Annotated in this window: 25 protein-coding genes and 1 tRNA gene; 18 read left to right on the top strand and 8 right to left on the bottom strand. The window is 69.6% G+C overall.

The genetic code is table 11. From position 1 onward, the window contains the following. Positions 1-21: 21 nt before the first annotated feature. From E6G92_03060 to E6G92_03050, 3 genes are read right to left on the bottom strand one after another with little or no spacing between them, the layout of a single operon-like run. Positions 22-1431, bottom strand: a complete 1410-nt coding sequence (locus E6G92_03060; protein TMJ18824.1) for a tetratricopeptide repeat protein — start codon at positions 1429-1431, stop codon at positions 22-24. A 14-nt stretch (positions 1432-1445) separates the two neighbouring features. Next, positions 1446-2054, bottom strand: coding sequence for a hypothetical protein (locus tag E6G92_03055; protein TMJ18823.1), 609 nt, complete (start codon positions 2052-2054; stop codon positions 1446-1448). A 13-nt stretch (positions 2055-2067) separates the two neighbouring features. Next, positions 2068-2784, bottom strand: coding sequence for a ParA family protein (locus E6G92_03050; protein TMJ18822.1), 717 nt, complete (start codon positions 2782-2784; stop codon positions 2068-2070). A 216-nt stretch (positions 2785-3000) separates the two neighbouring features. Between E6G92_03050 and E6G92_03045 the strand changes: the two genes are divergently transcribed. Continuing rightward, positions 3001-4056 (top strand): hypothetical protein, encoded by a 1056-nt coding sequence (locus E6G92_03045; protein TMJ20678.1) that lies wholly within the window; start codon positions 3001-3003, stop codon positions 4054-4056. Positions 4057-4059: 3 nt separating this feature from the next. After that, positions 4060-4380 carry a hypothetical protein gene (locus E6G92_03040; GenBank protein ID TMJ18821.1) on the top strand — a complete coding sequence of 107 codons (321 nt, stop codon included), beginning with the start codon at positions 4060-4062 and terminating at the stop codon, positions 4378-4380. A gap of 134 nt (positions 4381-4514) precedes the next feature. On the opposite strand, the gene serB is transcribed toward E6G92_03040, so the two are convergent. Then, a complete protein-coding gene (gene serB / locus E6G92_03035; protein TMJ18820.1) occupies positions 4515-5381 on the bottom strand; it encodes a phosphoserine phosphatase SerB in 867 nt (288 codons plus the stop codon). On the opposite strand from serB, the gene miaA reads away from it, so the two are divergent. The 3 genes from miaA to E6G92_03020 are packed head-to-tail and all read left to right on the top strand — an operon-like array spanning position 5380 to position 8302. After that, positions 5380-6303, top strand: a complete 924-nt coding sequence (miaA, locus tag E6G92_03030; protein TMJ18819.1) for a tRNA (adenosine(37)-N6)-dimethylallyltransferase MiaA — start codon at positions 5380-5382, stop codon at positions 6301-6303. The genes serB and miaA overlap by 2 nt on opposite strands. Positions 6304-6311: 8 nt before the next feature. After that, positions 6312-7289 carry a ketol-acid reductoisomerase gene (ilvC, locus tag E6G92_03025; GenBank protein TMJ18818.1) on the top strand — a complete coding sequence of 326 codons (978 nt, stop codon included), beginning with the start codon at positions 6312-6314 and terminating at the stop codon, positions 7287-7289. 29 nt (positions 7290-7318) lie between these two features. Further along, the gene (locus E6G92_03020; protein TMJ18817.1) at positions 7319-8302 is read left to right on the top strand and encodes a class I SAM-dependent methyltransferase; all 984 of its coding nucleotides are present in this window, start codon (positions 7319-7321) and stop codon (positions 8300-8302) included. On the opposite strand, the gene E6G92_03015 is transcribed toward E6G92_03020, so the two are convergent. Continuing rightward, positions 8299-8697, bottom strand: a complete 399-nt coding sequence (locus tag E6G92_03015; GenBank protein ID TMJ18816.1) for a hypothetical protein — start codon at positions 8695-8697, stop codon at positions 8299-8301. The genes E6G92_03020 and E6G92_03015 overlap by 4 nt on opposite strands. Continuing rightward, positions 8694-10487: a DNA mismatch repair endonuclease MutL gene (gene mutL / locus E6G92_03010; GenBank protein ID TMJ18815.1), complete on the bottom strand. Its 1794-nt coding sequence runs from the start codon at positions 10485-10487 to the stop codon at positions 8694-8696. The genes E6G92_03015 and mutL overlap by 4 nt, the downstream gene beginning before the upstream one ends. Positions 10488-10640: 153 nt before the next feature. Between mutL and E6G92_03005 the strand changes: the two genes are divergently transcribed. The 6 genes from E6G92_03005 to E6G92_02980 all read left to right on the top strand — a co-directional run bounded on the left by E6G92_03005 (position 10641) and on the right by E6G92_02980 (position 16421). Then, positions 10641-11684 (top strand): rod shape-determining protein, encoded by a 1044-nt coding sequence (locus E6G92_03005; protein ID TMJ18814.1) that lies wholly within the window; start codon positions 10641-10643, stop codon positions 11682-11684. Between the two features lie 15 nt (positions 11685-11699). Further along, on the top strand, positions 11700-12728 hold the full coding sequence (mreC, locus tag E6G92_03000) for a rod shape-determining protein MreC (GenBank protein TMJ18813.1): 1029 nt from the start codon (positions 11700-11702) through the stop codon (positions 12726-12728). Continuing rightward, positions 12725-13243, top strand: coding sequence for a rod shape-determining protein MreD (locus E6G92_02995; GenBank protein TMJ18812.1), 519 nt, complete (start codon positions 12725-12727; stop codon positions 13241-13243). Before mreC ends, E6G92_02995 begins: the two co-directional genes overlap by 4 nt. Then, positions 13240-15186, top strand: a complete 1947-nt coding sequence (gene mrdA, locus E6G92_02990; protein ID TMJ18811.1) for a penicillin-binding protein 2 — start codon at positions 13240-13242, stop codon at positions 15184-15186. Before E6G92_02995 ends, mrdA begins: the two co-directional genes overlap by 4 nt. After that, positions 15186-16292: a rod shape-determining protein RodA gene (gene rodA, locus E6G92_02985; GenBank protein ID TMJ20677.1), complete on the top strand. Its 1107-nt coding sequence runs from the start codon at positions 15186-15188 to the stop codon at positions 16290-16292. Before mrdA ends, rodA begins: the two co-directional genes overlap by 1 nt. 53 nt (positions 16293-16345) lie before the next feature. Continuing rightward, positions 16346-16421: transfer RNA gene (locus tag E6G92_02980), tRNA-Lys, on the top strand. Positions 16422-16494: 73 nt separating this feature from the next. On the opposite strand, the gene E6G92_02975 is transcribed toward E6G92_02980, so the two are convergent. Beyond that, complete coding sequence (locus tag E6G92_02975) at positions 16495-17436, bottom strand: hypothetical protein (GenBank protein ID TMJ18810.1); 942 nt, start codon at positions 17434-17436, stop codon at positions 16495-16497. 238 nt (positions 17437-17674) lie between these two features. Here E6G92_02975 and E6G92_02970 point away from each other — a divergent pair, with 238 nt between their 5' ends. The 6 genes from E6G92_02970 to E6G92_02945 are packed head-to-tail and all read left to right on the top strand — an operon-like array spanning position 17675 to position 23653. Continuing rightward, complete coding sequence (locus tag E6G92_02970; protein TMJ18809.1) at positions 17675-18292, top strand: DUF4129 domain-containing protein; 618 nt, start codon at positions 17675-17677, stop codon at positions 18290-18292. Then, positions 18289-19494, top strand: coding sequence for a hypothetical protein (locus E6G92_02965; GenBank protein ID TMJ18808.1), 1206 nt, complete (start codon positions 18289-18291; stop codon positions 19492-19494). Before E6G92_02970 ends, E6G92_02965 begins: the two co-directional genes overlap by 4 nt. Then, a complete protein-coding gene (locus tag E6G92_02960) occupies positions 19491-20447 on the top strand; it encodes a MoxR family ATPase (protein TMJ18807.1) in 957 nt (318 codons plus the stop codon). The genes E6G92_02965 and E6G92_02960 overlap by 4 nt, the downstream gene beginning before the upstream one ends. After that, positions 20444-21757, top strand: coding sequence for a DUF58 domain-containing protein (locus E6G92_02955; protein TMJ18806.1), 1314 nt, complete (start codon positions 20444-20446; stop codon positions 21755-21757). The genes E6G92_02960 and E6G92_02955 overlap by 4 nt, the downstream gene beginning before the upstream one ends. Next, positions 21748-22743, top strand: coding sequence for a stage II sporulation protein M (locus E6G92_02950; protein TMJ18805.1), 996 nt, complete (start codon positions 21748-21750; stop codon positions 22741-22743). Before E6G92_02955 ends, E6G92_02950 begins: the two co-directional genes overlap by 10 nt. After that, positions 22736-23653, top strand: coding sequence for an RDD family protein (locus E6G92_02945; protein TMJ18804.1), 918 nt, complete (start codon positions 22736-22738; stop codon positions 23651-23653). Before E6G92_02950 ends, E6G92_02945 begins: the two co-directional genes overlap by 8 nt. Here E6G92_02945 and E6G92_02940 read toward each other — a convergent pair. Then, positions 23650-24330, bottom strand: a complete 681-nt coding sequence (locus tag E6G92_02940; GenBank protein TMJ18803.1) for an energy transducer TonB — start codon at positions 24328-24330, stop codon at positions 23650-23652. The two genes, E6G92_02945 and E6G92_02940, sit on opposite strands and share 4 nt — an antisense overlap. A gap of 97 nt (positions 24331-24427) precedes the next feature. On the opposite strand from E6G92_02940, the gene E6G92_02935 reads away from it, so the two are divergent. Then, the gene (locus E6G92_02935) at positions 24428-25390 is read left to right on the top strand and encodes a nitronate monooxygenase (GenBank protein ID TMJ18802.1); all 963 of its coding nucleotides are present in this window, start codon (positions 24428-24430) and stop codon (positions 25388-25390) included. The last annotated feature ends 36 nt before the right edge of the window (positions 25391-25426 follow it).

The raw sequence follows: 25426 nt of genomic DNA, 5'->3' as shown, positions 1-25426 counted from the left end.
GGAGACTGGAACGTCTCCGATTCAGACGTCGCGCTGGCGAGGATTGGCGTAGCGGGCGGCCCAGCGGATCGAGGCGTCGCCGGCGGTGCCGCGAACGAAGCAGGCGCCGCCGCGCTCGCGGATCCGGCCGCAGAGGCGCTGGGCGTCGCCGGCCGAGGCGAAGCCCGAGACGGAGACCCGGTGGAACTGGCGGCCATTGACGGTGATCGTCGCCGTCAGCGGCGCGCGCGCGATGTCGTAGCGGCTCGAAACCTGGAGCCAGGCGCGCTCGGCGTTGCGCTCGCTGGAGAAGGCGCCGAGCTGGACCACGACCGGCGCCTGGCCGTCGCGAATCGCGACATGCGGCCGCTCGCGATGGAAGACGGTAGCCGGAGCGCGAGTCGTGGCGGCGGCGCGGATGAGGGTCGGCTCGGGCGCGGTGAGCGTGCGCGCGGCGGAAGCATATTGCACCTGCACCTCGGGCGCGGGCGCGGGCTGCTCGGCCGGCGCCTGGCCGGCCTCGACGGGCACTTCGGCCGGAGCCTGATAGGCTTGCGCGGTCGGCACCCAGAAAGCGGGCGCTTCCGCCGGCTCGGCGGCGGCGACCTGGACCGGCGCGGGCGCCGGTTCCGGAGCGGCTCCGGCGCCGGCGACGACGGTTTCGGGCACCGCGGCCTCGGCGAATGCCGGAGCATTCTCAGCCGAAAGCGCGAGGCGGACCGGCTGGCCGGGATCCTCGGCGGGCGTGACGCCCAATATGCCGGCGACCTGCACCGGGCCGGAGCCCGGGCGGGCGAAGGCGGCCCATTGCACCATGCGCACCGGAACCTCGGCGGGCGAGAGATCCTGAGCGGCGATGGCCTGGGCGCGCCGCCAATCGCCGGACATGGCGTAAGCGAGCGCGAGATTCTGGCGGATCCGGGCGGTCGCGCCCGGACGGCGGGCGGCGCGCTCGAGCAGCCGGATGGAGCGCTCATGCTCGCCGGCCAGCGCGTAGGCGAGACCGACATCGGCATCCGGCGCCCGGCCGGCGATGTCGTCGAGCCTCGTGACCGCGGCGCGCGGATTGCCCTGGGCGATCTGGATCAGGGCGACGCTGAGCGCGGCGCGGTCGTTCGAAGGATCGAGCTCCAGGACGTCGGCATAGGTGGTCCGGGCCGAGGTGAAGCGGCCGCTCTTGAGGTAGATGTCGGCGAGAAGCTGGCGATAGCCGGTGTCGCGCGGGCTGAGCGCGACGGCCTGCTCCATCGCCTCGCGGGCGGCGTCGAACTGGCCGGCCTGGAGCGCCCGGGCGCCTTCTTCATGGAGCGCCTCGGCGCGGCGGTCGTCGGGCGAAGTCGCTCGAACGGGCTCGTTCCCGCGCCGCATCGCCGACGACGGACCGCTGAAGCCCGCCATCGTCATCGCGACGATGCAGGTGGACGCTGCGGCTTTGAAAACGGACCTCTTCATGGCGTACTGGCCTTTCAGTTTCGCTTGCCGCCCGAGGCGGGAACGCGCTCGGCCAGCGACTCGACTTCGGGAATGGACGCGAGGAACTGATCGAGCGCGGCAGTGACGATATGCTGCGCCGACCGGCGGGTGACCGCCGTCGCCAGGCGCAGGCGAAGATGCCGCTCGGCGTCCAGGCGCAGAGTGAACGCCGCCTTCTTGCCCGGCGCCACCGACGGCACCGGAAGGCTGGCGCGGGGGCGCTTCGGAAGCTTGACGATCGGAGTCGGCGCCTTGGCGACGACCGGTTCGGGGGCCTCGGCCTCCTGTTCGATCTCCTCGGGCTCGTCATAGTCCTCGGATTCGAAATTCTCGGCGATCGCGCGCTGCTGAGCGACGACTTCGGGCTCGTCCGGCTCGGCGACGCCGCCGCCGCGCGGCGAGGGCGTGAGCGCCGCGATCGAGCTCGGGATGTGCTCGGGAAGCTCCTCCTCGACGGGGGGCTCCGGATTGTAGCCCATGTCGTTCCAGCCGAGATCCTCGAAGCCGCCGACATAGCCTTGCGGCCGCATGGCCGGGCGAGCCGTGCCCTTGCGCGCCAGGAGGCCGGAGGAGAGGGAAGCGAAGGGTCGTGCCTCGTTCATCACATGCCTCCCCTTACTGGCCGATCACGCGCCGGCCGAAGCCGGACTGCGGACGCTGGGCCATCGGGTGCGGCATCTGGCCGGGCGCGGAGAAGATGGTGCGCCGGAAGTTCTTCTCGAGCCGGTCGGCGATATATTCCCAAAGCTCGGTGACTTCCTGGGCCGAGCGTCCCTTCGGATCGACCTCCATCACCGTTCGGCCGTCGATCATCGAGGCGGCGAAATCGGTTCGGTGGTGAATGGTGACCGGTGCGACGGTGCCGTGCTGCGACAGCGCGACGGCGGCCTCGTAGGTGATCTTGGCCTTGGGCGTGGCGCCGTTGACGACGAAGATGAGCGGCTTTCCGGCGCGCTCGCAAAGATCGACCGTGGCGCCGACGGCGCGCAGATCGTGCGGGCTCGGGCGGGTCGGGATGACGATCAGCTCGGCGACCTGGATCACGCTCTGGATGGCCATGGTGATCGCCGGCGGCGTATCGACCACCGCGAGGCGGAAGCCCTGCTGGCGAAGAACCTCGAGGTCCGCGCCCAAACGGGCGACCGTGGTCTGGGCGAAGGCCGGCATCTCGTCCTCGCGCTCGTTCCACCAATCGGCCAGCGACCCTTGCGGATCGATGTCGATCAGGCAGACGGGACCGTAACCGGCCCGTTGCGCCTGCACGGCGAGATGGCCGGAGAGAGTGGTCTTCCCCGATCCGCCCTTCTGAGAGGACAATGCCAGCACCCGCATCTACGTTTCCCCGCTTTCGCCAAGCTTTCGGCAGGGGTTTTGGTCCCCAAGCATCTAAGATCTGGTTAACGGCGCATACGGAAATCCGGGCCGGGCGGGCGGCGGCCGGCGCATGGTGAAGCCGTTGATATCCATGCTAAGACGGCGTTAAACTCTCCTTGCTAAGGCCGGGACAAGGCCGTCCGGTGGAGGGATGATTTTCCGATGAGCATGAAGATGCGCGCATGGCTGCTCGCCACTTCGCTGGGCGCAGCCGCGGGGGCCGCCCAGGTCCCCACCACGCCCAACGCCCTTCCCCCTTCTTCGCCCGCGCAGAGCGGAGCGCCGGTCACCGTGGCCGCGCCCAACGTGCGCTCGGGCATCGAGGCGTGGCAGGCCGGAAACTACGCGCTGGCCATCGGCAATTGGCGCCCGCTCGCCGACCGCGGCGACGCCGATGCGCAATATAATATCGCCCAGGCCTATTTCCTCGGCCGCGGCGTGCCTCAGAACGCCAACCTCGCCGAGCAATGGTATGCCCGCGCGGCGCGCCAGGGCCACGAGCAGGCGCAGGCCAATTACGGGCTTCTGCTGTTCCAGAACGGCCGCCGCCGCGAGGCGATGCCGTGGATCGAGCAGGCGGCGAACCGCGGCGACCCGCGCGCCCAATATGTGCTCGGCACCGCGCTCTACAACGGCGACCTGGTCGGCCAGGACCTGCCCCGCGCCTACGCCTTGATGACCAAGGCCGCTCAGACCGGCCTGCCGCCGGCGGTGACCCAGCTCGAGACGATGAACCGGCTGATCTCCGCCGAGGACCGCGCCCGCGGGACCGATTTGGCGGCGAGCCTGCCGAGCCTCGCCCCGTCCGGCGCCCCGGCGCCCACCGTGCGCACGGCCCAGGCCGCGCCGCCCCTCCAAGGTTCGGCACCGGCCTCGGGCCCGGTCCGAATGACCCCGGTTCCCGGCCAGCCGCGGATCGCCCAGGCCCAGCCGCCGGTCCAGTCCCGGCCGCAGCCCCAGCCTCCGGCGGAACGGCCGGCGCAGCCGCCGGCCGCGCAGACTCTGGCCAGCAGCGGCGGACGGTGGCGGATCCAGCTCGGCGCCTTCTCGAACGAGGCCAATGCGCGCCGCGCCTGGAGCGCCGTGAGCGGCCGCCTCGGCGGGCTCCAGCCCTATTTCGTCCACGCCGGCGCGGTCTACCGGCTGCAGGCCGGCCCGCTCGCCAGCCGGGCAGCGGCGGAGCGCGCCTGCGCTTCGGCGCGGCAGGCCTGCCTGCCGGTCGCTCCCTAGAGAATGCGGTCGACAGCAAGCCTCGACCGCCGCGGCGGGATGGCGACGCGCTGGCGGCGGCGCCGGATGTGCGTGCTGATCGCCGAAAGCCCCTCGCCCGCAGCGCTGCGCGACGTTTCGGGCTCCGGCGCGTTCGTCGAGACCAACGCAAGGCCCCCGCTCGGCGCCCATGTCGAGCTTCGCCACCCCGAAGCGGGAACGATCATGGGCGAGGTGCGAACGCTCGCGCATGACGGCATCGGCATCCGCTTCGACTGCGGCGAACGCTCGGTCGCCTTCGCGCTGGCCGCCATCGCCGCCGACATGAGCCGGCCGGAGAATTAGGGCCGTTCAGTTCCCCGGCGAAGGCCGGGGTCCAGGAGCCGGAGGCTTTCGGCAAGGCGTTCACCCAGAAACCCGGCGCGCGCCGGGCCTGGGCCCCGGCCTTCGCCGGGGAGCAGACTGGGCCGAATTCCAGTCTAGATTTCCACCCACTCCGCGCGCGAATAGCCCTGAGCGAACAGCAGGGCCGTCAGGTCGTTGTTCTCGATCCTCGCGTCGGCGGCCTCCGCAACCACGGGCTTGGCGTGGTAGGCGATGCCGAGGCCGGCGGCGCGGATCATCGGGATGTCGTTGGCGCCGTCGCCCACCGCCAGAATCTCGTCGAGGGGAATCTGGCGCGCGGCCGCGGCGTCGAGCAGGGCCTGGCGCTTGGCTTCGGCGCCGACGATCGGCTTGCGTACCGCGCCGCTTAGACGCCCGCCTTCGATCGCCAGCGCGTTGGAGATCGCCGCGTCGAAGCCGATCTCGGCGGCGACGCGGTCGGCGAAGCGGCTGAAGCCGCCGGAGACGAGCAGGCAATAGGCGCCGTTCTCGCGCATCGTCCGGACCAGGGCTTCCGCGCCCGGCGTGGCGCGCACGCGTTGCTGGTAGCAATGGTCGATCACACGTTCGTCGAGATCGCGCAGCAAAGCGACGCGCGCATCCAGCGCCGCCTCGAAATCGAGCTCGCCGCGCATCGCCCGCTCGGTGACCGCAGCGACCTCGGCACGGAGCCCCGCATAATCGGCCAGCTCGTCGATGCATTCGACCGAGATCATCGTCGAATCCATGTCGGCGACGAGGAGCAGCTTGCGCCGTCCCGCCTGGGGTTGGACCACCACGTCGCCGGAAATCGCGCCCTCCAGCGCGGAGCGCGCCGCGGCCGGATCGCCGATGAGGGTGAGATCGCAGGCGCTCCCCTCCTCGACCCAGCGATGGCCGCCGGTGCCGCCGAGCGCGTCCCCGGCCGCGGAAATATCGCCGCGCGTCAGCCGATCCGCTGCTATCAGGGTTGCGATGAACATGAACGCCCAAACGAGGAAACCAGTCGCGCTTATCGCGGGGCCGACCGCCAGCGGCAAGTCGTCGCTGGCGCTCGGGCTTGCCGAGCGCGCGGACGGCGTGGTGATCAACGCCGACAGCGCCCAGGTCTATCGCGACCTCAGAATCGTCAGCGCGCGGCCAGGGCCGGATGAGGAGGCGCGCGCTCCGCACCGGCTCTACGGCCATCGCGACGGCGCCGACCCCTGCTCCGCGGCGGACTGGGCGGCGGAGGCCAAGGCGGAGATCGCGGCGGCGCACGAAGCGGGCAGGCTGCCGATCCTCGCCGGCGGAACCGGCCTCTATCTGCGCACCCTGATCGAGGGCATCGCCCCGGTGCCGGAGATCGATCCCGCAATTCGCAAAACGGTGCGGGCGCTGCCGGCCGGCGAGGCCCACGAGGCGCTCCAGCGCGAAGACCCGGAAGCGGCGTCGCGAATCCGCCGGAGCGACACGACCCGGGCAGCTCGGGCGCTGGAGGTGATCCGCTCCACCGGGCGGCCGCTCAAGGCGTGGCAGGCCGAAAAGACGGGCGGGATCGGGGATTCGGTGGCGCTCGCCCCGCTGATCCTGCTGCCGCCGCGCGAGTGGCTGAGCGAGCGCTGCGATGCGCGGTTCGAAGCGATTTTCGGGGATGAAGGCGTCGCCGAGGTGCGCGCCCTGCTCGACCGCCACCTCCCGCCGCTCGCCCCGGTGATGCGGGCAATCGGAGTCCCGGAGATCGCCGCCTGCCTGCGCGGCGAGGCGACGCGCGAGCAGGCGCTGGCAGCGGGCCGGATCGCGACCCGCCAATATGCCAAGCGGCAATATACCTGGTTCCGCAGGCAGCCGCCGGCGGACTGGCGAAGGTTCGAGGAGCCGCTGGTTGAGGGCGCGTTGGCAAAGGCTCTCGACCTGCTGCTATAGTCCGGGCGATGCGGGTCTATCGCGACGAGGATTGCGACCTTTCGGTCGTCCGCTCCAAGCGGGTGGCGATCCTTGGCTATGGCAATCAGGGGCGCGCCCAGGCGCTGAACCTCAGGGATAGCGGGGTTCAGGTGACGATCGCCCTGGCCGAAGCCTCACGACGGCGGGAGCAGGCGCGCGCGGAGGGCTTCCCAGTGATGACGGCAGCCGAGGCCGCCGCCGGCGCGGGTCTGGTCGTCATGCTTGCCGCCGACGAGGATCACGGGCGAATCTATGACGAGGAGGTTGCCCCGAACCTGCGCGAGGGTGCCGCGCTAGGCTTCGCCCACGGCCTCAGCATCCGCTTCGGCCTGGTCGCGCCGCGGGAGGATCTCGACGTCTTCCTGGTCGCGCCCAAGGGCCCGGGGACGGCGCTTAGGCAGGATTATCTGGAAGGCTCGGGCCTGATCTCGCTGTTCGCCGTTCATCAGGATTCGAGCGGCGGCGCGGAGGCGCTCGCTTTGTCCTACGCGGCGGCGATCGGAAGCGGGCGGGTCGGGATATTGCCGACGAGCTTCGCCGAGGAATGCGAGGCCGATTTGTTCAACGAGCAGGCGGTGCTGTGGGGAGCGATCCCCGAGCTGATCCATGCCGGCTACGAGACCCTGGTCGAGGCCGGCTTCTCGCCCGAAATCGCCTATTTCGAGTGCCTGACCGAGGTGAAGCTGCTCGCCGACCTGATCCACCAACGCGGAATCGCCGGGATGCGCGAGGCGATCTCCAACACCGCCGAGTTCGGCGCGCTCGAGGGGGGGAAGCGGATCGTCACCGCCGGGACTCGGGCCGAGATGCGCAAGATCCTGGCCGAGGTCCGCTCAGGCACCTTCACCGCGAAGCTGATCGCCGACGCGAAGGCCGGCTATCCCCGGCTCAGGGCGTCGCGCGCCGGGGCCGCGGCGCACCCGATCGAGGCGACGAGGCGCAGGATCGCCGACCTGAAGGGCTAGCCACAAGGCGCTGGCGCATCCGCCAACCCATGTTAAGCTCCCCTCGCTCAGGCGCGAGGGGGAAACGCTTGGACGACGGGGACATCTGGAACCAATATTGGCGTTTCGACCGGATCGCGTCCTGCTTCGACGGGGCCGGGGCGGGCAATTACGACGAGTGCGTCGCCGCCGGATGGCGCGACTGGTTCCAGGCCCTGCCGAAGGGCGCGCGGATTCTCGACCTGTGCACCGGCAACGGCGCCGCCGCGTTGATCGCCGCCGCGGCCGGGCGGGCCGGGGGCAAGGACTTCGAAATCGTCGCGGTGGACCGCGCGGAGATCGATCCGCCCGCCTTCGTCACCCGCCACGCCGACGATTATGCCGCGATCCGCTTCGTTCCCGGCACCGACATCGAGGCCCTCCCCTTCCCCGATGCGGGATTCGACGCGGTGATCAGCCAGTACGGCGTGGAATATGCCCATGCCGGGCGGGCGATCCCGGAAGCGCTGAGGATGATCGCGCCCGGCGGCTCGGCGCGATTCGTCGTCCATGCCGCCGACGGCGCGATCGCCGAGGGTTCGCGGGCGATCGTCGCCGAGGCCGATTTGCTGCTCGGCGAGATCGACCTCCCGGGCAACGCCGCGCGCTGCTTCGCGGCTCTGTGGGCGGTCGAGCGCGACGGCGGGCAGGACCGTGCCGACGCGGACCGTGCCTTCGCCGCCTTCCAGGAGGCGCTGGTCCTGACCGCGCGGCAGGTCCCACACGCGCGCGACCGGGCGATGTTCAAGAATTCGGGCGCGGTCCTGTTCGACACCTTCCGGCGCCGCGGCCATTTCGACCTCGACCAGCTGCTCGCCAAGGCCGGCGAGATCGAAGGCGAAATCCACGCCCACCAGGGGCGGCTGATCGCTCTGATCGAGGCCGCGCTGGACCATGAAGGCGCGAAGGCTCTGGCGGCGCAGATCGGCGGCGCCTGCCAGCCGCTGACGAACCAGAGCGAGCTGATCGGCTACGTCGTCGAGGCGCGACGCTAGCCTTCGCGGCGAACGACATGCAATCTCGCGGCGCGAGCGATGCAGACGATTTGCATCCAGCCCGGCCGTTCGCGGGTGAAGGGGCAGACCTCGAAATCTCCATAGACTTCGGTCCTGAAGGGCTGATCGGGGAGAGCGGCCTGCAAGTTCGCGGGCAAACCCTCCACCCCCTCGCCGCCGGCGGCCGGCCGCTCCGAAACGCCGAGGATGCGCCGCGTGCCGACCACCCAGATCCGCTTGCTCGGCGTACCGTTGGCGAAGAAGAAACGGCCATGGACCGTACGGCAAGAGCCGACCCGGTCCGGATTCGCGCGGCAGGGCGGGATCGCCGCGCCGGCCTGTGCCGTCTCGGCCAATAGCAGCGCAAGCGCCGGGAGGAAGATCCAGCCTCTCATTTCCGCCCGAACAATTTCTCGACATCGCCCATGGACAGCTTCACCCAGGTCGGGCGGCCGTGGTTGCACTGGCCGCTATGGGGCGTGACCTCCATCTCGCGCAGAAGCGCGTTCATCTCGGCGACCGAGAGGATTCGCCCCGCGCGGACCGAGCCGTGGCAGGCCATGGTCGCGGCGACGAGATCGATTTTCTCCTTGAGGCTGAGCGCGCCGTCATAGGCGGCGAGCTCGTCGGCGAGGTCGGTGACCAGCCCTTTGACGTCACCCGCGCCGAGCATCGCCGGAGTCGCGCGCACGAGCATCGCGCGCGGGCCGAATCGCTCCAGCTCGAGGCCCATCTCGCCAAGCTCGGCGATCCGCGCCTCGATCCGGTCGCAGGCGGGCTCGTCGAGCTCGACCACCTCGGGCAGCAACAGCGCCTGGGTGGCGACTCCGCCATCGGCCATGGCGCGGCGCATCCGCTCGAGCACGAGGCGCTCGTGGGCGGCGTGCTGGTCGACGAGGACCAGACCGTCCTCGGCCTCGGCGACGATATAGGTTGCGGCGACCTGGCCGCGGGCGACTCCGAGGGGGTGGGAAAGGGCTTGAGGGACGGCTTCGGTTGCCGGTTCGGCGCGGGCCTGAGGGGTGTAATCGAGCGCCCGGTCCCGAACCTCCCCCGTCACCCCCGCGGAAGCGGGGGTCCAGCTTCCTTGTCTCGGCGTGAAGAAGGGAGCGGGATTCCCGCTTTCGCGGGAATGACGAAGATAATCCTGCTCGCTCCGCCAATTCCCCAGCGCCGCGGCATTCGGGCGCTGGGCGCTGCGGTGGCCGGCTTCGTCGAGCGCGTGCCTGAGGCCGCCGACGATCAGGCCGCGGATTCCGCCGGGGTCGCGGAAGCGGACCTCGGTCTTGGCCGGGTGGACGTTGACGTCGACTTCCTCAGGGGGGACTTCGATGAACAAGGCGAGCACCGGGTGGCGGTCGCGCGCCAGCAGATCCTGATAGGCGGCGCGCACGGCGCCGATCAGCAGCCGGTCGCGCACCGGGCGCCCGTTGACGAACAGATATTGGTGATCGGCGACTCCGCGGTTGAAGGTCGGAAGGCCGGCCACTCCGCCGAGGTGCGCGGGACCCCGGACATAATCGATCGCCAGGCTGTTTTCGGCCAGCGCGCGGTCGGTCAGCGCCGCCACCCGCGCGGGCCGGTCCTCGCCCGGCTGGACCGCCAGCGAGCGGCGGCCCTCGTGCTCGAGCGTGAAGCCGATGTCCGGCCGGGCCATTGCCAGCCGTTTCACCACGTCGAGACAGGCGGCATATTCGCTGCGCTCCGAGCGAAGGAACTTGCGCCGCGCCGGCACCTTGCCGAACAGGTCCTCGACCGTGACCCGAGTGCCGGGCGGAAGCGCGACGGGCCCCTCCCCCTCCAGCCGGCCATTGTCGACCGTCCTGGACCAGCCGTCGGCGCCGCGCAGGCGGCTCTCGATGGTCAGCCGGGCGACGCTGGCGATCGAGGGAAGCGCTTCGCCGCGGAAGCCCAAGGTCGCGACCTGATCGATCGCGTCGCCGGGAAGCTTGGAGGTGGCGTGCCGCTCCAGCGCGAGCGCGATCTCTTCGCTCGCCATGCCGCTGCCGTCGTCGGCGACCTCGATCCGCCCTATGCCCCCCTGCGCCAGGACGATCGAGATTCGCCTCGCGCCCGCGTCGATCGCGTTTTCGACCAGCTCTTTCAACGCATTGGCCGGTCTTTCCACCACTTCACCGGCGGCGATGCGGTTGACGAGGTGCTCGGGCAGGCGGCGTATTGACATGATTCTGCCTCTAGCCGATGCCGGGCGCACCCGCGAGGATAGTCTCACTCTTTGGTGGACCGGGGGCGCGGGCCCATCCTATAGGAAATGCATCGGGGTAAGGCCGGGCTCAATCCGGCCGCCCGCTCAGCCCAAGCGAGAGCCCAACCAGCAATGTCCCTTTTCAACTTCCTCAGATTTCCCTCCCACGACATGGCCATCGACCTCGGCACCGCCAATACGGTGGTCTACGTGCGCGGCCGCGGCGTGGTCCTCAACGAGCCTTCGGTGGTCGCGATCGAGACGATCAACGGCGTCAAAAGGGTCAAGGCCGTCGGCGACGACGCCAAGCTGATGATGGGCAAGACCCCCGACCAGATCGAGGCCATCCGGCCGCTTCGCGACGGCGTGATCGCCGACATCGACGTCGCCGAGCAGATGATCAAGCACTTCATCCACAAGGTCCACGGCAAGCGCCGCTTCCCGCGCTGGCCGGAGATCGTGATCTGCGTGCCCTCCGGTTCCACCTCGGTCGAAAGGCGCGCGATCCGCGACGCCGCGTCCAACGCCGGCGCCCGCCAGGTGTGGCTGATCGAGGAGCCGATGGCCGCAGCGATCGGCGCCGACATGCCGGTGACGGAGCCGATCGGTTCCATGGTCGTCGACATCGGCGGCGGCACCACCGAGGTCGCCGTGCTCTCGCTTCGCGGCCTCGCCTACACGACTTCGGTGCGCGTCGGCGGCGACAAGATGGACGAGGCGATCAGCTCCTACGTCCGCCGCAACCACAACCTCCTGATCGGCGAGGCAACGGCCGAGCGGATCAAGAAGCAGGTCGGAGTGGCCAAGGCGCCGCCCAACGGGACCGACGGCGAGACGGTGCACATCAAGGGCCGCGACCTCGTCAACGGCGTTCCCAAGGAGATCACGATCAACCAGCGGCAGATCGCCGAGGCGCTCAGCGAGCCCGTCGGAACGATCGTCGAGGGCGTCCGGATCGCGCTCGAGAACACCGCGCCGGAGCTCGCCGCCGACATCGTCGACCAGGGCATCGTGCTTACCGGCGGCGGGGCGCTTCTGAAGAGTCTCGACGAAGTCCTGCGCGACGAAACGGGCCTTCCGGTCACCGTCGCCGACGATCCGCTCACCTGCGTCGCGATCGGCACCGGCCGGGCCATGGAAGAGGAGATCTTCCGCGGCGTGCTCCAGACGGCCTAAGGCGGGGACGGTCGAATGGCGCCGCCGATGAACCGGCGCCCCGGTTTCTCCAGGCGGGCGCAATTCGGGCTGTTCCTCGGCTATGTCATCGCCGTGGGCGGGGTGCTGGCCGCCGTGCTTTTGCTCGCCGTCTCGATCCTCGATCCGCGCGGATTCGCGGCTTTGCGCGGCGCATCGGCCGATGCGACCGCGCCTGTCGCGGGCGCGGGCCGGTCCGTCGTCGGCTTCTTCAGCGGCATCGGCGACAGCGTCTCCGCTTATTGGCGGGCCGGATCGCAGAATGCCGAGCTCAACGCCCAATTGACCGCGGCCCGGCGCGAGCTGGTCCGCCGCCAGGCGCTCGACTATGAAAACCGGCGGCTCCACGCCCTGCTCGGCCTCGCCCGCGAGGCGCAGGACGAGGTGACGATCGCCCGGATCGTCGGCTCCTCCTACGAATCGCCGCGCCGGCTCGCCACGCTTTCGGCGGGAACCACCTCCGGCGTGGCGATCGGCCAGCCCGTCCGCTCGCCCGACGGCCTGATCGGGCGGGTGCTGGAAACGGGGCGCTGGGCCTCGCGCGTCCTGATGATCACCGACGGCGCCAGCAACGTGCCTGTACGCCTCGTCCGAGACGGCACCCCTGCCCTCGCCGTCGGCCGCGGCGACGGGACGATGGAGCTTCGAACGCTCGAGGTCGGCCAGAACCCGTTCCGCCGGGGCGACGTCCTGGTCACGTCGGGAGTCGGCGGCCTCTATCCGCCCAACATTCCGGTCGCCCTGGTCGTCTCCTCGCAAGGCGACACCGCGATCGCCCGCCCGGTCGCCGATCCGGCGCGGATGGATTATGCGATCGTCGAGCGCATCTACCAGCCGGCCGCGGGCGGGCCGCTCGATTTGGCTCCGGCCGTGGCCCCGGCGCCGCCGGTCGCCGGGCCGCCACCCGTGGCGACGCCCCATCCCGGGCAGCAAAACAACCCCCGCTACCAGCCGGGCCTCCAGCAACCCCAGCCGGGGATGATCACGGCCCCGCCCGCGCCGCGCCCCGCGGAGCCGCCGCGATGAACCGGATCGCCGGATCCGAGACCGAGGTCGCGATCCGCGACATCCGCCGGCGCTACGTTCCGATGCTCTCGACCCTGGCGGCGATCCTGCTCGGCTCGATCCTGCCGATCGTCGCCACCTCGCCCTGGATGCCCAATCTCGGTTTCCTCGTCCTGATCACCTGGCGGCTGATGCGGCCCGAAATCTGGCCGGCGCAGGTGGCTATCGGCTTCGGCCTCGCCGCCGACCTGATCTCCGGAGCGCCGCTCGGCCAGTCGGTCCTGCTCTGGGCGCTCACCTTCCTCGCCCTCGATTCGCTCGACAATCTGGCGGGAGTCAGGGATTATTGGCTGGACTGGATCGCGGCCGCCGCAGCGATCGCCTTCCACACGCTCGGCGCGTGGTACATCGCGCTTCTGATGGGCAGCGAGACTCGTTTCTGGATCATGATCCCGCAGCTCGCCCTCAGCATTCTCGCTTATCCCCTCGCCGCGCGCCTCGTGCTCGGGCTCGACCGCTGGCGGCTGATGCGATGAAGCTGTGGAAGGGCCGCCCGCGCCCGCTCGTCAGCGAAAGCACCCAGACGGCGATCTTCACCCGCCGAACCTTCGTTCTCGGAGCCGCCCAGGCCGGGGTCGCGACTTTGCTCGCCGGACGGATGGGCTATATCGCCATCGCCCAGAACCAGCGCTACCGCGACATGGCCGAGGAGAACCGGGTCCAGATGCGGCTCATCCCGCCGCGGCGCGGCTGGATTTTGGACCGCTACGGCAACCCGATCGCGATCAACCGCGGCGACGTTCGGATCGACATCATTCCGGACCTGTTGCAGGACGAGGAACGGGTGCTCCGCGAGCTCACCGAGATCCTCGAGCTTCCGCCCGAGGAGGTTCAGCGGATCCGCGAGGGGATCGCCCGCTCGTCGGGCTACCAGCCGGTGCCGGTCGCCGAGCACGTCCCGCCCGACAAATATTTCGCCGTCTCGGTGCGCCAGCCGGAGCTTCCCGGAGTCGCCCCGCTGCGGGCCTTCACCCGCTATTATCCCGAAGGCGCCGCGGTCGGCCATCTGGTCGGCTATGTCGGCGTTCCGAACCAGCAGGAATATGAGGCCGAGAACCGCAACCCGCTGCTGATCACTCCGGGCTTCAAGGTCGGCAAGCAGGGGCTCGAGCAGACGCTCGAGCAGCGCCTGCGCGGCCGGCCCGGCGCGGCGCGGGTCGAGGTGACCGCGCGCGGACGGCTGGTGCGCGAGCTCCAGACCCTGCCCGACGTGCGCGGGGCGCCGCTCAGGACGACGATCGACGCCGGCCTGCAAAGCTACGCCGCGCGCCGCGCGGGCGATCAATCGGCGGCGGTGGTGGTGATCGACGTTCGGAGCGGCGACCTCCTGTGCATGGTTTCGATGCCCTGCTACGATCCCAACAACTTCTCGGACGGGATCAGCCACAGCGAATGGGACATGATGGCGCAGGACGAGCGCCATCCGATGATCAACAAGGTGCTCCAGGGGCTCTATCCGCCCGGATCGACCTGCAAGCCGATGAACGCTCTGGCCCTGCTCGAAGCCGGAGTCGACCCGGACGAGCGGGTGGTCTGCGCCCATTCCTACCCGGTCGGAAACCACGTCTTCCACTGCGACACCACGCATGGCCCGATCGCGATGAAGGACGCGGTGTCGCGCAGCTGCGACATCTATTTCTACCATATGTGCCGCCGGGTCGGAGTCCAGGCGGTCGCGCCGATGATGCGCCACATGGGCTATGGCGAGCGCTTCGACCTTCCCTTCGCCAGCCAGCGCTACGGCACGGTGCCCGATGCCGCATGGCTGCAGCGGCGCGAGCACCGCGCCTGGCAGGAATATGACACGATCAACATGTCGATCGGCCAGGGCTATGTGCTGGTCAATCCGCTTCAGCAGGCGATGCAAGTGGCGCGGATCGCGAGCGGGCGGATGCTCCACCCGCGCCTTCTCGCCGACCGGCCGGTCAATCTCGGCGAGCCCTTGCCGATCGCGCCCGACCATCTCGCCTTCATCCGATCGGCGATGGAGGCGACCGTCAACGGCAACGGCACGGCGCGCGGCGCCAAGCTCCCGCTCGACAATGTGCTGATGGGCGGCAAGACCGGAACCGCGCAGGTCCGCCGGATCACCATGGGCGAGCGCGCCGGGGGCGTGCGCTCCAACGAAAGCCTCGCGTGGCGGATGCGCGACCATTCGCACTTCGTCGCCTTCGCTCCGACCAACGCCCCGCGCTACGCCTGCGCCGCCCTGGTCGAGCATGGCGGCTTCGGCGCCCAGGCCGCCGCGCCTTTGGTGCGCGACGTGATGACCTATTTGTTCGACAAGGACCGGGCGATGGCCGCCCTCCTTCCGCTCGAGGAGCAATGGGGCGGCTCGATCGCCCAGCGGATGGAGCGCGAGGCGCGCGAATGGGCCGCGCGAACGCCGGCGGCTGCGCCCCGGGCGGAGCCGACCTGATGGCCCTCGCCTTCATGCCCAGGCCGATCCGCGAGCTACCCTGGATCACGCTCGGACTGGTCATCGCCATCGCCGGCTTCAGCGATCTCGTCCTTTATTCGGCCGCGGGCGGCAAGCTGACCTGGGCGCTGCCCCAGGCCCTGCGCTTCGTCGTCTTCCTCGGCATGGCGATCGCCCTTTCCTGGGTGCGGATGGAATGGGTCAAGCAGGCCGCCTTCCCGGCCTATGTGCTGACCCTGCTGCTGCTGATCTTCGTCGAGGCGATCGGCTTCGTCGGCGGCGGCGCCCAGCGCTGGATCAGCCTCGGCTTCATCAACCTCCAGCCGAGCGAGCTGATGAAGCCGGTGATCGTGCTCGCGGCCGCCCATTTCTACGCCCTCCTGCCCTCGCGCGAGATCCGCGGCTGGAGCGCGATCTGGCCGGCCGCCGTGCTGATCGGAATCCCGGCGGCTCTGATCCTCGTGCAGCCCGACCTCGGCACGGCGACGATGGTCGTGCTGGGCGGGCTGACGGTGATGTTCCTCGCCGGCCTGCCGCTTCGCCTGTTCCTCGGCGGCGCGGCCGTGCTGGCGGTGGTCGGGCCGGTCGCCTTCAGCTTCCTCCACGATTACCAGCAGCAGCGAGTCCTGATCTTCATGAACCCCGAGGCCGATCCGCTCGGCGCGGGCTATCACATCACCCAGTCGAAGATCGCGATCGGCTCGGGCGGGCTCACCGGCAACGGCTACCTCCAGGGCACGCAGAGCCACTTCGCCTTCCTGCCCGAGCCGCACACCGATTTCATCTTCGCCACCATGGCCGAGGAATGGGGGCTGATGGGCGGGCTGTTCCTGATCGTCTCCTTCACCCTGATCCTGCGCTGGGGAATGCGGGTCGCGAGCGAATCGCGCGACCGCTTCTCCCGCCTCGCGGCAGGGGGGCTGACCATGACGATATTCTTCTACGTGGCGATAAACCTGATGATGGTCATGGGCCTGGCGCCGGTCGTCGGCGTCCCGCTGCCGCTCTTTTCCTACGGCGGATCGGCGATGATGACGGTGATGATCTGCCTCGGCATCCTGATGGCGGTGGAGCGCCAGAACCGCACCGACACGCGGCGCGGCTGAACGGTTGCAATCCGCGAGGCGGCCCACTAGATGCCCCCTTCGCCCAAGCGAGCGGACGCATAGCTCAGTTGGTAGAGCAGCTGACTCTTAATCAGCGGGTCCCAGGTTCGAGCCCTGGTGCGTCCACCATTTCCCGGATGTCCGGACAAAAAGCTGGGGGGCGACCTCGCGCCCCCCCATGTTCGTGAGCCGTGCGCGGCGATCAGACGAACACGTAGCCCGGATCGGCCAGGGCCGTGTAGTTCGGGTTGATGACGTAGCCGAGATCGGCGAACTGGGCCTCGCTCATCGCGGTGAAATAATTTTCGCCGTTGTTGATGTAGCCGGTCATCAGCTCGTTGCCGAACGTCTCCTCGTCCCAGTGCGAGCCGGCCGTGCCGGAGCCGCCGTCCTGCTCGACGGGAATGCCGGAGCCCGAGCCGCCCATGTCCAGATATTCCTGGAGCGCGTGGGACCCGGTGAACAGGCCGTTGGTGACCAGGCCCAGCCTGCTCCAGATCGAGCCGAAGCCGAGGCTGTGCGACATTTCGTGGAGCACGACCTCGGTGAACACCGCCAGGCCCATATTGTTCACGTCGACGATGTCGAACTGCATCTGCGCCGTGGCGGGAAGCGAGCTGGAGGTGCGGACCGCTGTCGGGCCCGCTTGACCGAGGATTCCGCCGGCGCCGTCGATAGGGCCGAGCTCGGCGGTGATGTAGATGTCGTCGACCACCGTCGAGCCGCCCTTGCCCTTCACCGTCACGTTGGGAATTTCGCCGACGATCAGGTCGGTCAGCCGGTCGGCCGCGGTGACGAAGATGTCGTGCAGCGCCTGGGTCCAGCTCGTGCCCTTGAACTCGATGGTGATGTTGTAGCCCGAGGCCGCGTTGGCCGGGCCGCTGACATAATTGGCGAAGGTCAGACCGCCGCCCCCTCCACCGCCACCGCCGCCGCCCGGACCGCCCCTGGCCGCGGCGACGTCGAACGCGTGGATGGTGTGCGTCAGGTCGACTCCGATCAGCTCGTGCGTGGTGGCCGGCAGATCGGGCCGCAGGTCGAGTCCGCGCGGATGGCCGAGGCCGAAGCCCGAATAGCCGTTTCCGCTGTCCACGCCCGAGTAATCGAATTCCGATCGGGTAAGTTCGAACCTCCCTTTAGGCATAACATACTCTCCTTATAGCGCCCTTCACTTGGCGAGAGCGCAGTTGTTGGTAAGCGGCAGCCTAGACCGGATGTTCGGATTAGCAACCCGTTGTTTATACGGTCATAAATCCGTCCGAGGCCTTTCAGGGGGGGGCCTGGCGCGCCGATCGACCACTCGCGGAGGTTCCGGCCTTCTTGCGGGTTGCGCCGCCACGCTTGCGCTGCCTAGAGTGACCGCAGGGGAGCCAGTCGAGAGCATGAACGTCAAGCCGCCTGCGATGCCGGCGCCGAACGGGGGCGGGGCGTTTGCCGATGCCCACCGCGAGATGCTCGGCGACAGCGCGATCCAGTTCGATTTCCCGTCGGCCAGGGCGCCCGAGGCCCAGACCGATTTCGCCAGCCTCGGGCCGATCCTCCAAATCGTCTTCTGGCTCGCGGTCGCGGGGATCGTGGCTTTCCTGCTCTACCTGATCGTCCCCAGGCTGATGGAGGCCAAATGGCCGCTGAGGCACAAGGGCGACGAGGCGGACGCCGATGAGACGTGGCGCCCCGAAGCGGCCGAGGCGCGCGAGCTGCTGGGCGAGGCCGACGCGCTGGCGGCCGCCGGACGCTATTCGGAAGCCGCCCATCTCATCCTCTTCCGAAGCATCGAGGATATCGACGAGAAGCGCCCCGATCTGGTCCGCCCGGCGCTGACCAGCCGGGACATCGCCGCGCTGGACGCGATCCCGGGCGGACCCCGCTCGGCCTTCGCCCGCATCGCGATGATGGTCGAGCGGAGCCTGTTCGCCCAGCGCCCGCTGGGGGCCGGCGAGTGGAGCGACTGCCGCGACGCCTATCGGGAATTCGCCTTCGCCGAAGGATGGCGCGGTTGAGCGAGAGGCAGCATCCGTTCAACGTCAGGCTGGTCGCGGGACTGGTCGTGGCCGGCTTCGTCGGCTTCGTCGCGCTCGTACTGCTGGTCGCCTACGGCTCGCGGATCATGCCGATCCACGGCGGGGAGGCTTCGACGCTGTCGGTCAGCGCCACCGGCTACAAGGGGCTGACCACCCTGGTCGGGCGGCTTCGGCGGACGAACATGGTCCGCTACCCCAGCGAGCTCGACGCGGAGGGGCTGGTGATCGTCACGCTCGAGCCCGAGAACCGGCCCGAGGACGTCGCCCGGCTCCTGCGCCTGCGGCGCGATAAGGCGACTCTGATCATCCTGCCCAAATGGGTCACGATGCCCGATTTCGGTCACCCCGGCTGGGTCAGGGTATTGGGGGCCGGGGCCGGCGAGGCAGCGGGCTCTTTGCTGGGCGAGAAGATCGCGGTCCGCGCCTCCTCGGACGATCGGCCATCCGTCCCCTATGCGGGAGGGCGCGACTTTCTGGAAACGCTTGCGATTCCGGTGCCGCGGCATGTGCAGACGATCGCGGGTGCGAACCTCACGCCGCTCGTCGCGCTGCCGAATGGCGACGCGCTCGTCGCCCGGCTCGGGGAGCAGCCGCACTACATCGCCGCCGATCCGGACCTGTTCAACAATCACGGCCTCAAGAACCCGGCACAGGCGCGCGCGGCGCTGGCGCTGATCGACGCGCTCAATTCGGAGGCGAACGGGCCGATCGCCTTCGATCTCACCGTCAACGGCCTTGCAGGGGACAAGTCGCGGAGCCTGCTCCGCACCGTCCTCGAGCCGCCTTTCCTGGCGATGACCCTCGCGCTTCTGTTCGCGGCGATCCTCGCCGGGCTGCACGGCGCCTTCCGGTTCGGCGAGCCGCGGGCCGAGGCGCGGGCGATCGCGTTCGGCAAGGCCGCTTTGGTCGAGAACAGCGCGGGCCTGATCCGCCTCGCCCGGCGCGAGGCGCGGCTCGGCGGGGCCTATGCCGACGTCGTCCGGCAGGAGGCGGCCCGGCTCTCGGGAGCGCCGCAGGCGCTGCAGGGCGAGGCGCTCGACGCCTACCTCGATCGCCTGACCAAGGACGATCGCTCCCCGTTCAGCGCGCTCGCCGCGCGCCTTGCCCACGCCCGCGACCGGCACGAGCTGGTCGCCGCGGCGCGGGCGCTCTTTTCATGGAAGAAGGACATCATCCGGTGAACGTAACCGACGTCAAATCCCTCGCTGACGGAATCAGGCAGGACGTTGCGAAAGCGATCGTCGGGCAGGACGAGGCGGTCGAGCTGATGCTGATCGCCCTGCTCTCCTCGGGCCACATCCTGCTCGAAGGGCCGCCCGGCACCGCGAAGACCTTCCTCGCCCAGTGTTTCGCCCGGGCGCTCGGCCTCGATTTCGGCCGAATCCAGTTCACCCCGGACCTGATGCCGGGCGACATCCTCGGCTCGAACCTGTTCAACTTCCAGACCAGCGCCTTCACCCTCACCCGCGGCCCGGTCTTCTGCGACCTGCTGCTCGCCGACGAGATCAACCGCACGCCGCCCAAGACCCAGGCGGCGCTGCTGGAGGCGATGCAGGAGCGATCGGTGACGATCGACGGCGAGACCTACGCCTTGCCCGACCGCTTCATGGTCATCGCCACTCAGAACCCGATCGAGCAGCAGGGCGTCTACCCGCTGCCAGAGGCGCAGCTGGACCGGTTCCTGTTCAAGCACCTGATGGGCTATCCCACGGCCGAGGAGGAGAAGAAGATCGTCGCCGGCCACGGCGCGCGCTTCGGCGCTCCGAAAGCCGCCGACTGGGGAATCGAGGCGCGCGTGACTCCCGACCAGCTCGCCGAGGCCATCGCCGCGGTCGAAGCGATCCCGATGGTCGGCGACGTCACCGACTATGTCGTGGCGCTGGTTCGCGCGACCCGCGAGGCGCCCGATCTCGAGGGCGGCGCCTCCCCGCGCGCCGCGGCCATGCTCGCCGGCGCGGCGCGGGCGCGGGCGGCCCTCGACGGGCGCGACTACGTCATTCCGGACGACGTGAAGGCGCTCGCTCCCTCGGTGCTTCGCCACCGGGTCCTCCTCTCCGCAGCGGCCGAGATCGAGGGGCGGCCGGTGGAGAGCGTGATCGCCCGGCTGATCGAGGAAGTCGGAGCGCCGCGTTGATCTACCCGACCCGACGAACCGTGCTTGCAGCGGCGGCCATCGGGCCGGCGGCGCTGGTCGTCGGCCTTCTCGCCCCGGCCTATTGGACCGGCGGGCTCGCCTTGCTCGCGCTGCTGGCAGCCTTGTGCCTGGTCGATGCCGTTAGCGGCGCGCCGACGCGCAGCGCCGTGGGCGAGTGTTCCGGCCCCAAAGCGGTCGGCGTCGGCGAGACCTTCGCCGTGACCGCCCGCGCCCGCTTCCCGGGACGCGCGCCCGGCGGCGTTCAGTTCGCGCTCGGTCTGTCCGGCCCGGTCGGCGCGCCGTTCGGCCTGCGCGCCTCGGCCCAGCTCGACGGCGGCCTTCCCTCCGCAGCGGTGGTGCTGAAGGCGGAGCGGCGCGGAACGGCGCGGCTCGACTGCCTGTGGATCCGCTGGCCCGGGCCGCTCGGCCTCGTCTTGAAGCAGCGCCAGCTCGCGCTCGGCCAGGCAATCGCCATCACGCCCGACATCAGATCGCTCGGCAACAAGGGCATCGACATGCTGAACCGCGAGGCGATGTTCGGAATCAAGGCCCAGCTCCAGGTCGGCGAGGGCGCGGAGTTCGAGGCGCTTGCCGACTACCGCCAGGGGATGGACCGGCGGGCGATCGACTGGAAGACCTCGGCCCGCCACACGACCCTCGTCGCCAAGGAATATCGCACCGAGCGCAACAACAACATCGTCATGGCGGTGGATTCGGGGCGGGCGATGTGCGAGCCGGTCGCCGGCGTTCCGCGGGTCGATCGCGCCGTCTCCGCCGCCTTGCTCGCCGCCTATGTCGCTCTGAAGGACGGCGACCGGGTCGGCCTGTTCGCGTTCGACTCCAAGCCCCGTGCGGCCAGCCAGCCGATCTCGGGCGCGCGCGCCTTCGCCATGCTCCAGAGGGTCGCGGCGGGAATCGAATATTCGCAGAGCGAGACCAACTACACGTTGGCGCTGGCGACTCTGGCGAGCGACCTCAGCCGGCGCTCGCTGATCGTCGTCTTCACCGAATTCGCGGACACGACCAGCGCCGAGCTGATGATGAACGCGGTCGGCACGTTGCTCAAGCGCCACGTCATCCTGTTCGTCGTGCTCAAGGACGAGGAGCTTGAGGGCCTGTCGTCGGCCGAGCCGGTCGAGGCCGACGATATCGGCCGCGCCGTCACCGCCGCCTCGCTGCTTCGCGAGCGGCGGCTGGTGATCACCCGCCTGCGCCATCTCGGCGCCCACGTGCTCGAGGCGGCCTCGGCCGAGGCAGGGCCGGCGCTGGTCCGCGCCTATCTCGACTTCAAGCGGAGGGCATTGATTTGAACGCGCCGATCGGCTCCCGCCAGTTCCGCGCCGCGCGCGAGGGCGAATGGCAGCGGCTCGAGGAGATCATCCGCCGCTGCGAGCGCCGATCGGTCCGCGCGCTCAGCGACGACGACCTGCTCGCGCTACCCGTCCTCTACCGCGGCGCCCTCTCCTCGCTGTCGGTGGCGCGCGAGACGTCGCTCGACCTCGAGCTGATCACCTATCTCGAGAACCTCTGCGCCCGGGCCTATTTCTTCGTCTACGGCGTGCGCACCTCTCCCGGCAGCCGGCTGGTCGATTTCTTCGCCCGCGATTGGCCGCTGGCGATCCAGAGTCTGTGGCGCGAAACCCTGGCGTCGCTGGCGGTCACCATGATCGGCGTGCTCGCCGGCTACCTGCTGGTCGTCAACGATCCGGGCTGGTATTCCAGCTTCGTCGCCCCGGAGCTCGCCGGCGGGCGCGACTTCTCGGCTTCGGCCGAAGCCCTGCGGGCCACGCTCTACGATCGCCCGCAGGGCGGCGGCCTCGCGGTCTTCGCCACTTTCCTGTTCAACCACAACAGCCAGATCTCGATCCTGTGCTTCGCGCTCGGCTTCGCGTTCGGCGTTCCGACCCTGCTGGTGCTGGTCGCCAACGGGGCAACGCTCGGCGCGATCCTCGCGCTCTTCTCGTCGCGCGGGCTTGGCGAGGAGCTCGGCGGCTGGCTGATCATCCACGGCTCGACCGAGATTTTCGCCATCGTCCTAGCCGGCGCCGCGGGTTTCCGGATCGGCTGGAGCGTGGTCTTTCCCGGCGAGGAATCGCGGCTCGATTCGGCGGCCCGCGCCGGACGGACGGCAGCGGCTGCGATGGCCGGCGTGGTGATCATGCTCGCCGTCGCCGGCCTGCTCGAAGGTATCGGCCGCCAGACGATCAACGTCGATTCCACCCGCTACGCGATCGGGCTGACGATGCTCGCTTTGTGGCTTGCCTATTTCTACCTCCCGAGGCGGATCGATGTCTGACCTTGCCCTGCGACACCGCGAGGAGGCGAAGAAAAGGCGCAGCCTGGTAACTCCGGAGGGCGTCGACCTCAGCCTCAAGCTCGCCGACGTCAGCCAGCGCGCCGCGGCCTTCCTGGTCGACTTGGTCATCATGATCGTGATCCTCGTCGCGCTGACCTTTCTCGCCGGGGCCACCGCCTACACGCTTGGCAGCGAGCGGGCCGAGCTCGCTTTCGTCATCTGGCTGCTCGGCTTCTTCCTGCTCCGGAACGGCTATTTCATCCTGATGGAAATGGGCCCGCGCGCCGCGACCTTCGGCAAGCGCAGCGCCGGCCTGCGGGTCGTGGCCCGAAGCGGCGAAAGGCTCACCGCCGACCGGGTCATCGCCCGCAACCTGATGCGCGAGATCGAATTCTATCTGCCGCTCTCCTTCCTCTTCTACAACGCGGCGGAAGGATCGGCCGAGGGCGTCACGGCGCTGGCCGGGCTGCTGTGGACCGCGATCTTCCTGTTCTTCCCGATGTTCAACAAGGACAAGATGCGGGTCGGCGACCTGCTCGCGGGCACCTGGGTGATCAGCGCGCCGAAGAAGAAACTGACCTTCGAGCTGCTCGGCGCCTACGGGCCGGACGAGGCCTATCGCTTCACCGACGCCCAACTCGACGTCTACGGCGTGTTCGAGCTGCAGACGCTGGAGCGGGTGCTTCGCGAAGGGCAGGCCGAAGCGGTCTCGACCGTTTCGCGCACCATCCAGGCCAAGATCGGATACGAGGACCGAAGCGGCCACGATTACGATTTCCTGCTCGCCTACTACAAAGCGAGCCGGGCGCGGATGGAGCGCGGCCTGCTGTTCGGCAAGAGGCGCGCGGACAAGTTCGACCGCGGAGGAGAAGGGCCGTCGGCGCCCGACAAACGGAATTCGCAATCCTAGCGCGGAACGCGCGGGTCGTTGCGGATCGCGCCGAGCGGGATCAGCGGCGGACCGGGCAGGACCCAGACGACCGCACTGCGAACGGTGTCGGACGTCGGGCGGCCCTCGGCGTCGTGCGCGGGCGTGAAGCGGGGCCGCTCGCCCATGATCCGGCACGTCGCTTCGTCGAGCGTGGCGCTGCCGCTCGAGGCGAGGATACGACAGGCGCTGGGGACGCCTTCGGGCGAGATCGTCAGCTCGAACGCGACCCTGCCCTGCTCATGGCGCCGGATCGCCTCCCGCGGATAATCGGCCGAGCGGATATAGGTCGCGAGCCCCAGGCCCGGCGGCAAAGTCCAGCGAACCCGCGAAACCACGACGTCCGCGACGGGAGTCCCGTCACGGTCGCGCGCCGGCGTGAAGCGGGCGTCGTGGAGCAATGTTCCGCAGGTCGCCTCGTCCAGCCTTTGCGAGCCGCTCGATTGAGTCACGTCGCAGCGGCTGACCCGGCCCTCCGGGTCGATCACCAGACGAAAGCCGACATCGCCTTGCTCGCCCCGCTGCAGCGCTGCGCGCGGATAGCCGGCCGCGCGAAACAGGGCGCCGAGGTCGGCGCGCGGCCTTACAGGGGGGACTGGCCCTGAAGGCAGAGGCGCAGGATCGGCAGCAATGATGAAGAGAAGGGCGACTGGCGTCATAGAGTGTTGTTAAAGCGTGGAAATCCTGCGCGCGTCAATGGGGAAGCGTCCGCCGCGAAGGGGTGACTTGGCCCTCCCGCTCCGTTACGCAGGCGGCATGAGCCTGCCCCCCCTGTTCAACCGCCTGCGCCTGCCCGCGATCGGCGCGCCCTTGTTCATCATCTCCAATCCCGATCTGGTCATCGCCCAGTGCAAGGCGGGGATCGTCGGCTCCTTTCCGGCGCTCAACGCCCGGCCACAGAGCCTGCTCGACGAATGGCTTCACCGGATCACCGAGGAACTGGCCGCGTGGGACCGCGACCATCCCGAAGCGCCCGCCGCGCCCTTCGCCGTCAACCAGATCGTCCACCGCTCCAACGCCCGGCTGCAGGAGGACATGGCGACCTGCGCCAAGTGGAAGGTGCCGGTCGTCATCACCTCGCTGGGCGCGCTGGTGGAGGTCAACCAGGCGGTTCACTCCTGGGGCGGGATCACGCTCCACGACATCATCAACGACCGCTTCGCCCGCAAGGCGATCGAGAAAGGCGCGGACGGGATCATCGCCGTCGCCGCGGGCGCAGGCGGCCATGCCGGGCGGCTTTCGCCCTTCGCCCTGGTCCAGGAGATACGCGACTGGTTCGACGGGCCGCTGATCCTGTCGGGCGCGATCGCCACCGGCCGCGCGATCCTCGCCGCTCAGGCGATGGGCGCGGACCTGGGCTATATCGGCTCGCCCTTCATCGCCACCGCCGAGGCCAATGCCCCCGACGCCTACAAGCAGGGAATCTGCGAAGGCCGCGCCGACGACATCGTCTATTCGAGCCTGTTCACCGGCGTTCACGGCAATTACCTGAAGGCATCGATCATGGCCGCGGGGCTGGACCCGAACAACCTGCCCGAAGGGGACCTCAGCACGATGGATTTCGGCACCGGCGAGGGATCCAAGGCCAAGGCCTGGCGGGACATCTGGGGCTCGGGCCAGGGCATAGGGGCGATCGACAGGGTGCGCCCGGCGGCGGACTATGTCGCCCAGCTGATCGCGGAATATGCCGAGGCGAGAGCGGAGCTGACGAGCCGATAATCCTCCCCGCGATTTCGCGGGGAGGGGGACCGCGCG

It is taken from the genome of Alphaproteobacteria bacterium (genome assembly GCA_005883305.1).
In the GTDB taxonomy this organism is placed as follows: Bacteria; Pseudomonadota; Alphaproteobacteria; order Sphingomonadales; family Sphingomonadaceae; genus Allosphingosinicella.
The sequence above is the reverse complement of the archived record's forward strand: the minus strand, read 5'-3'. Positions and strand labels throughout refer to the sequence as shown.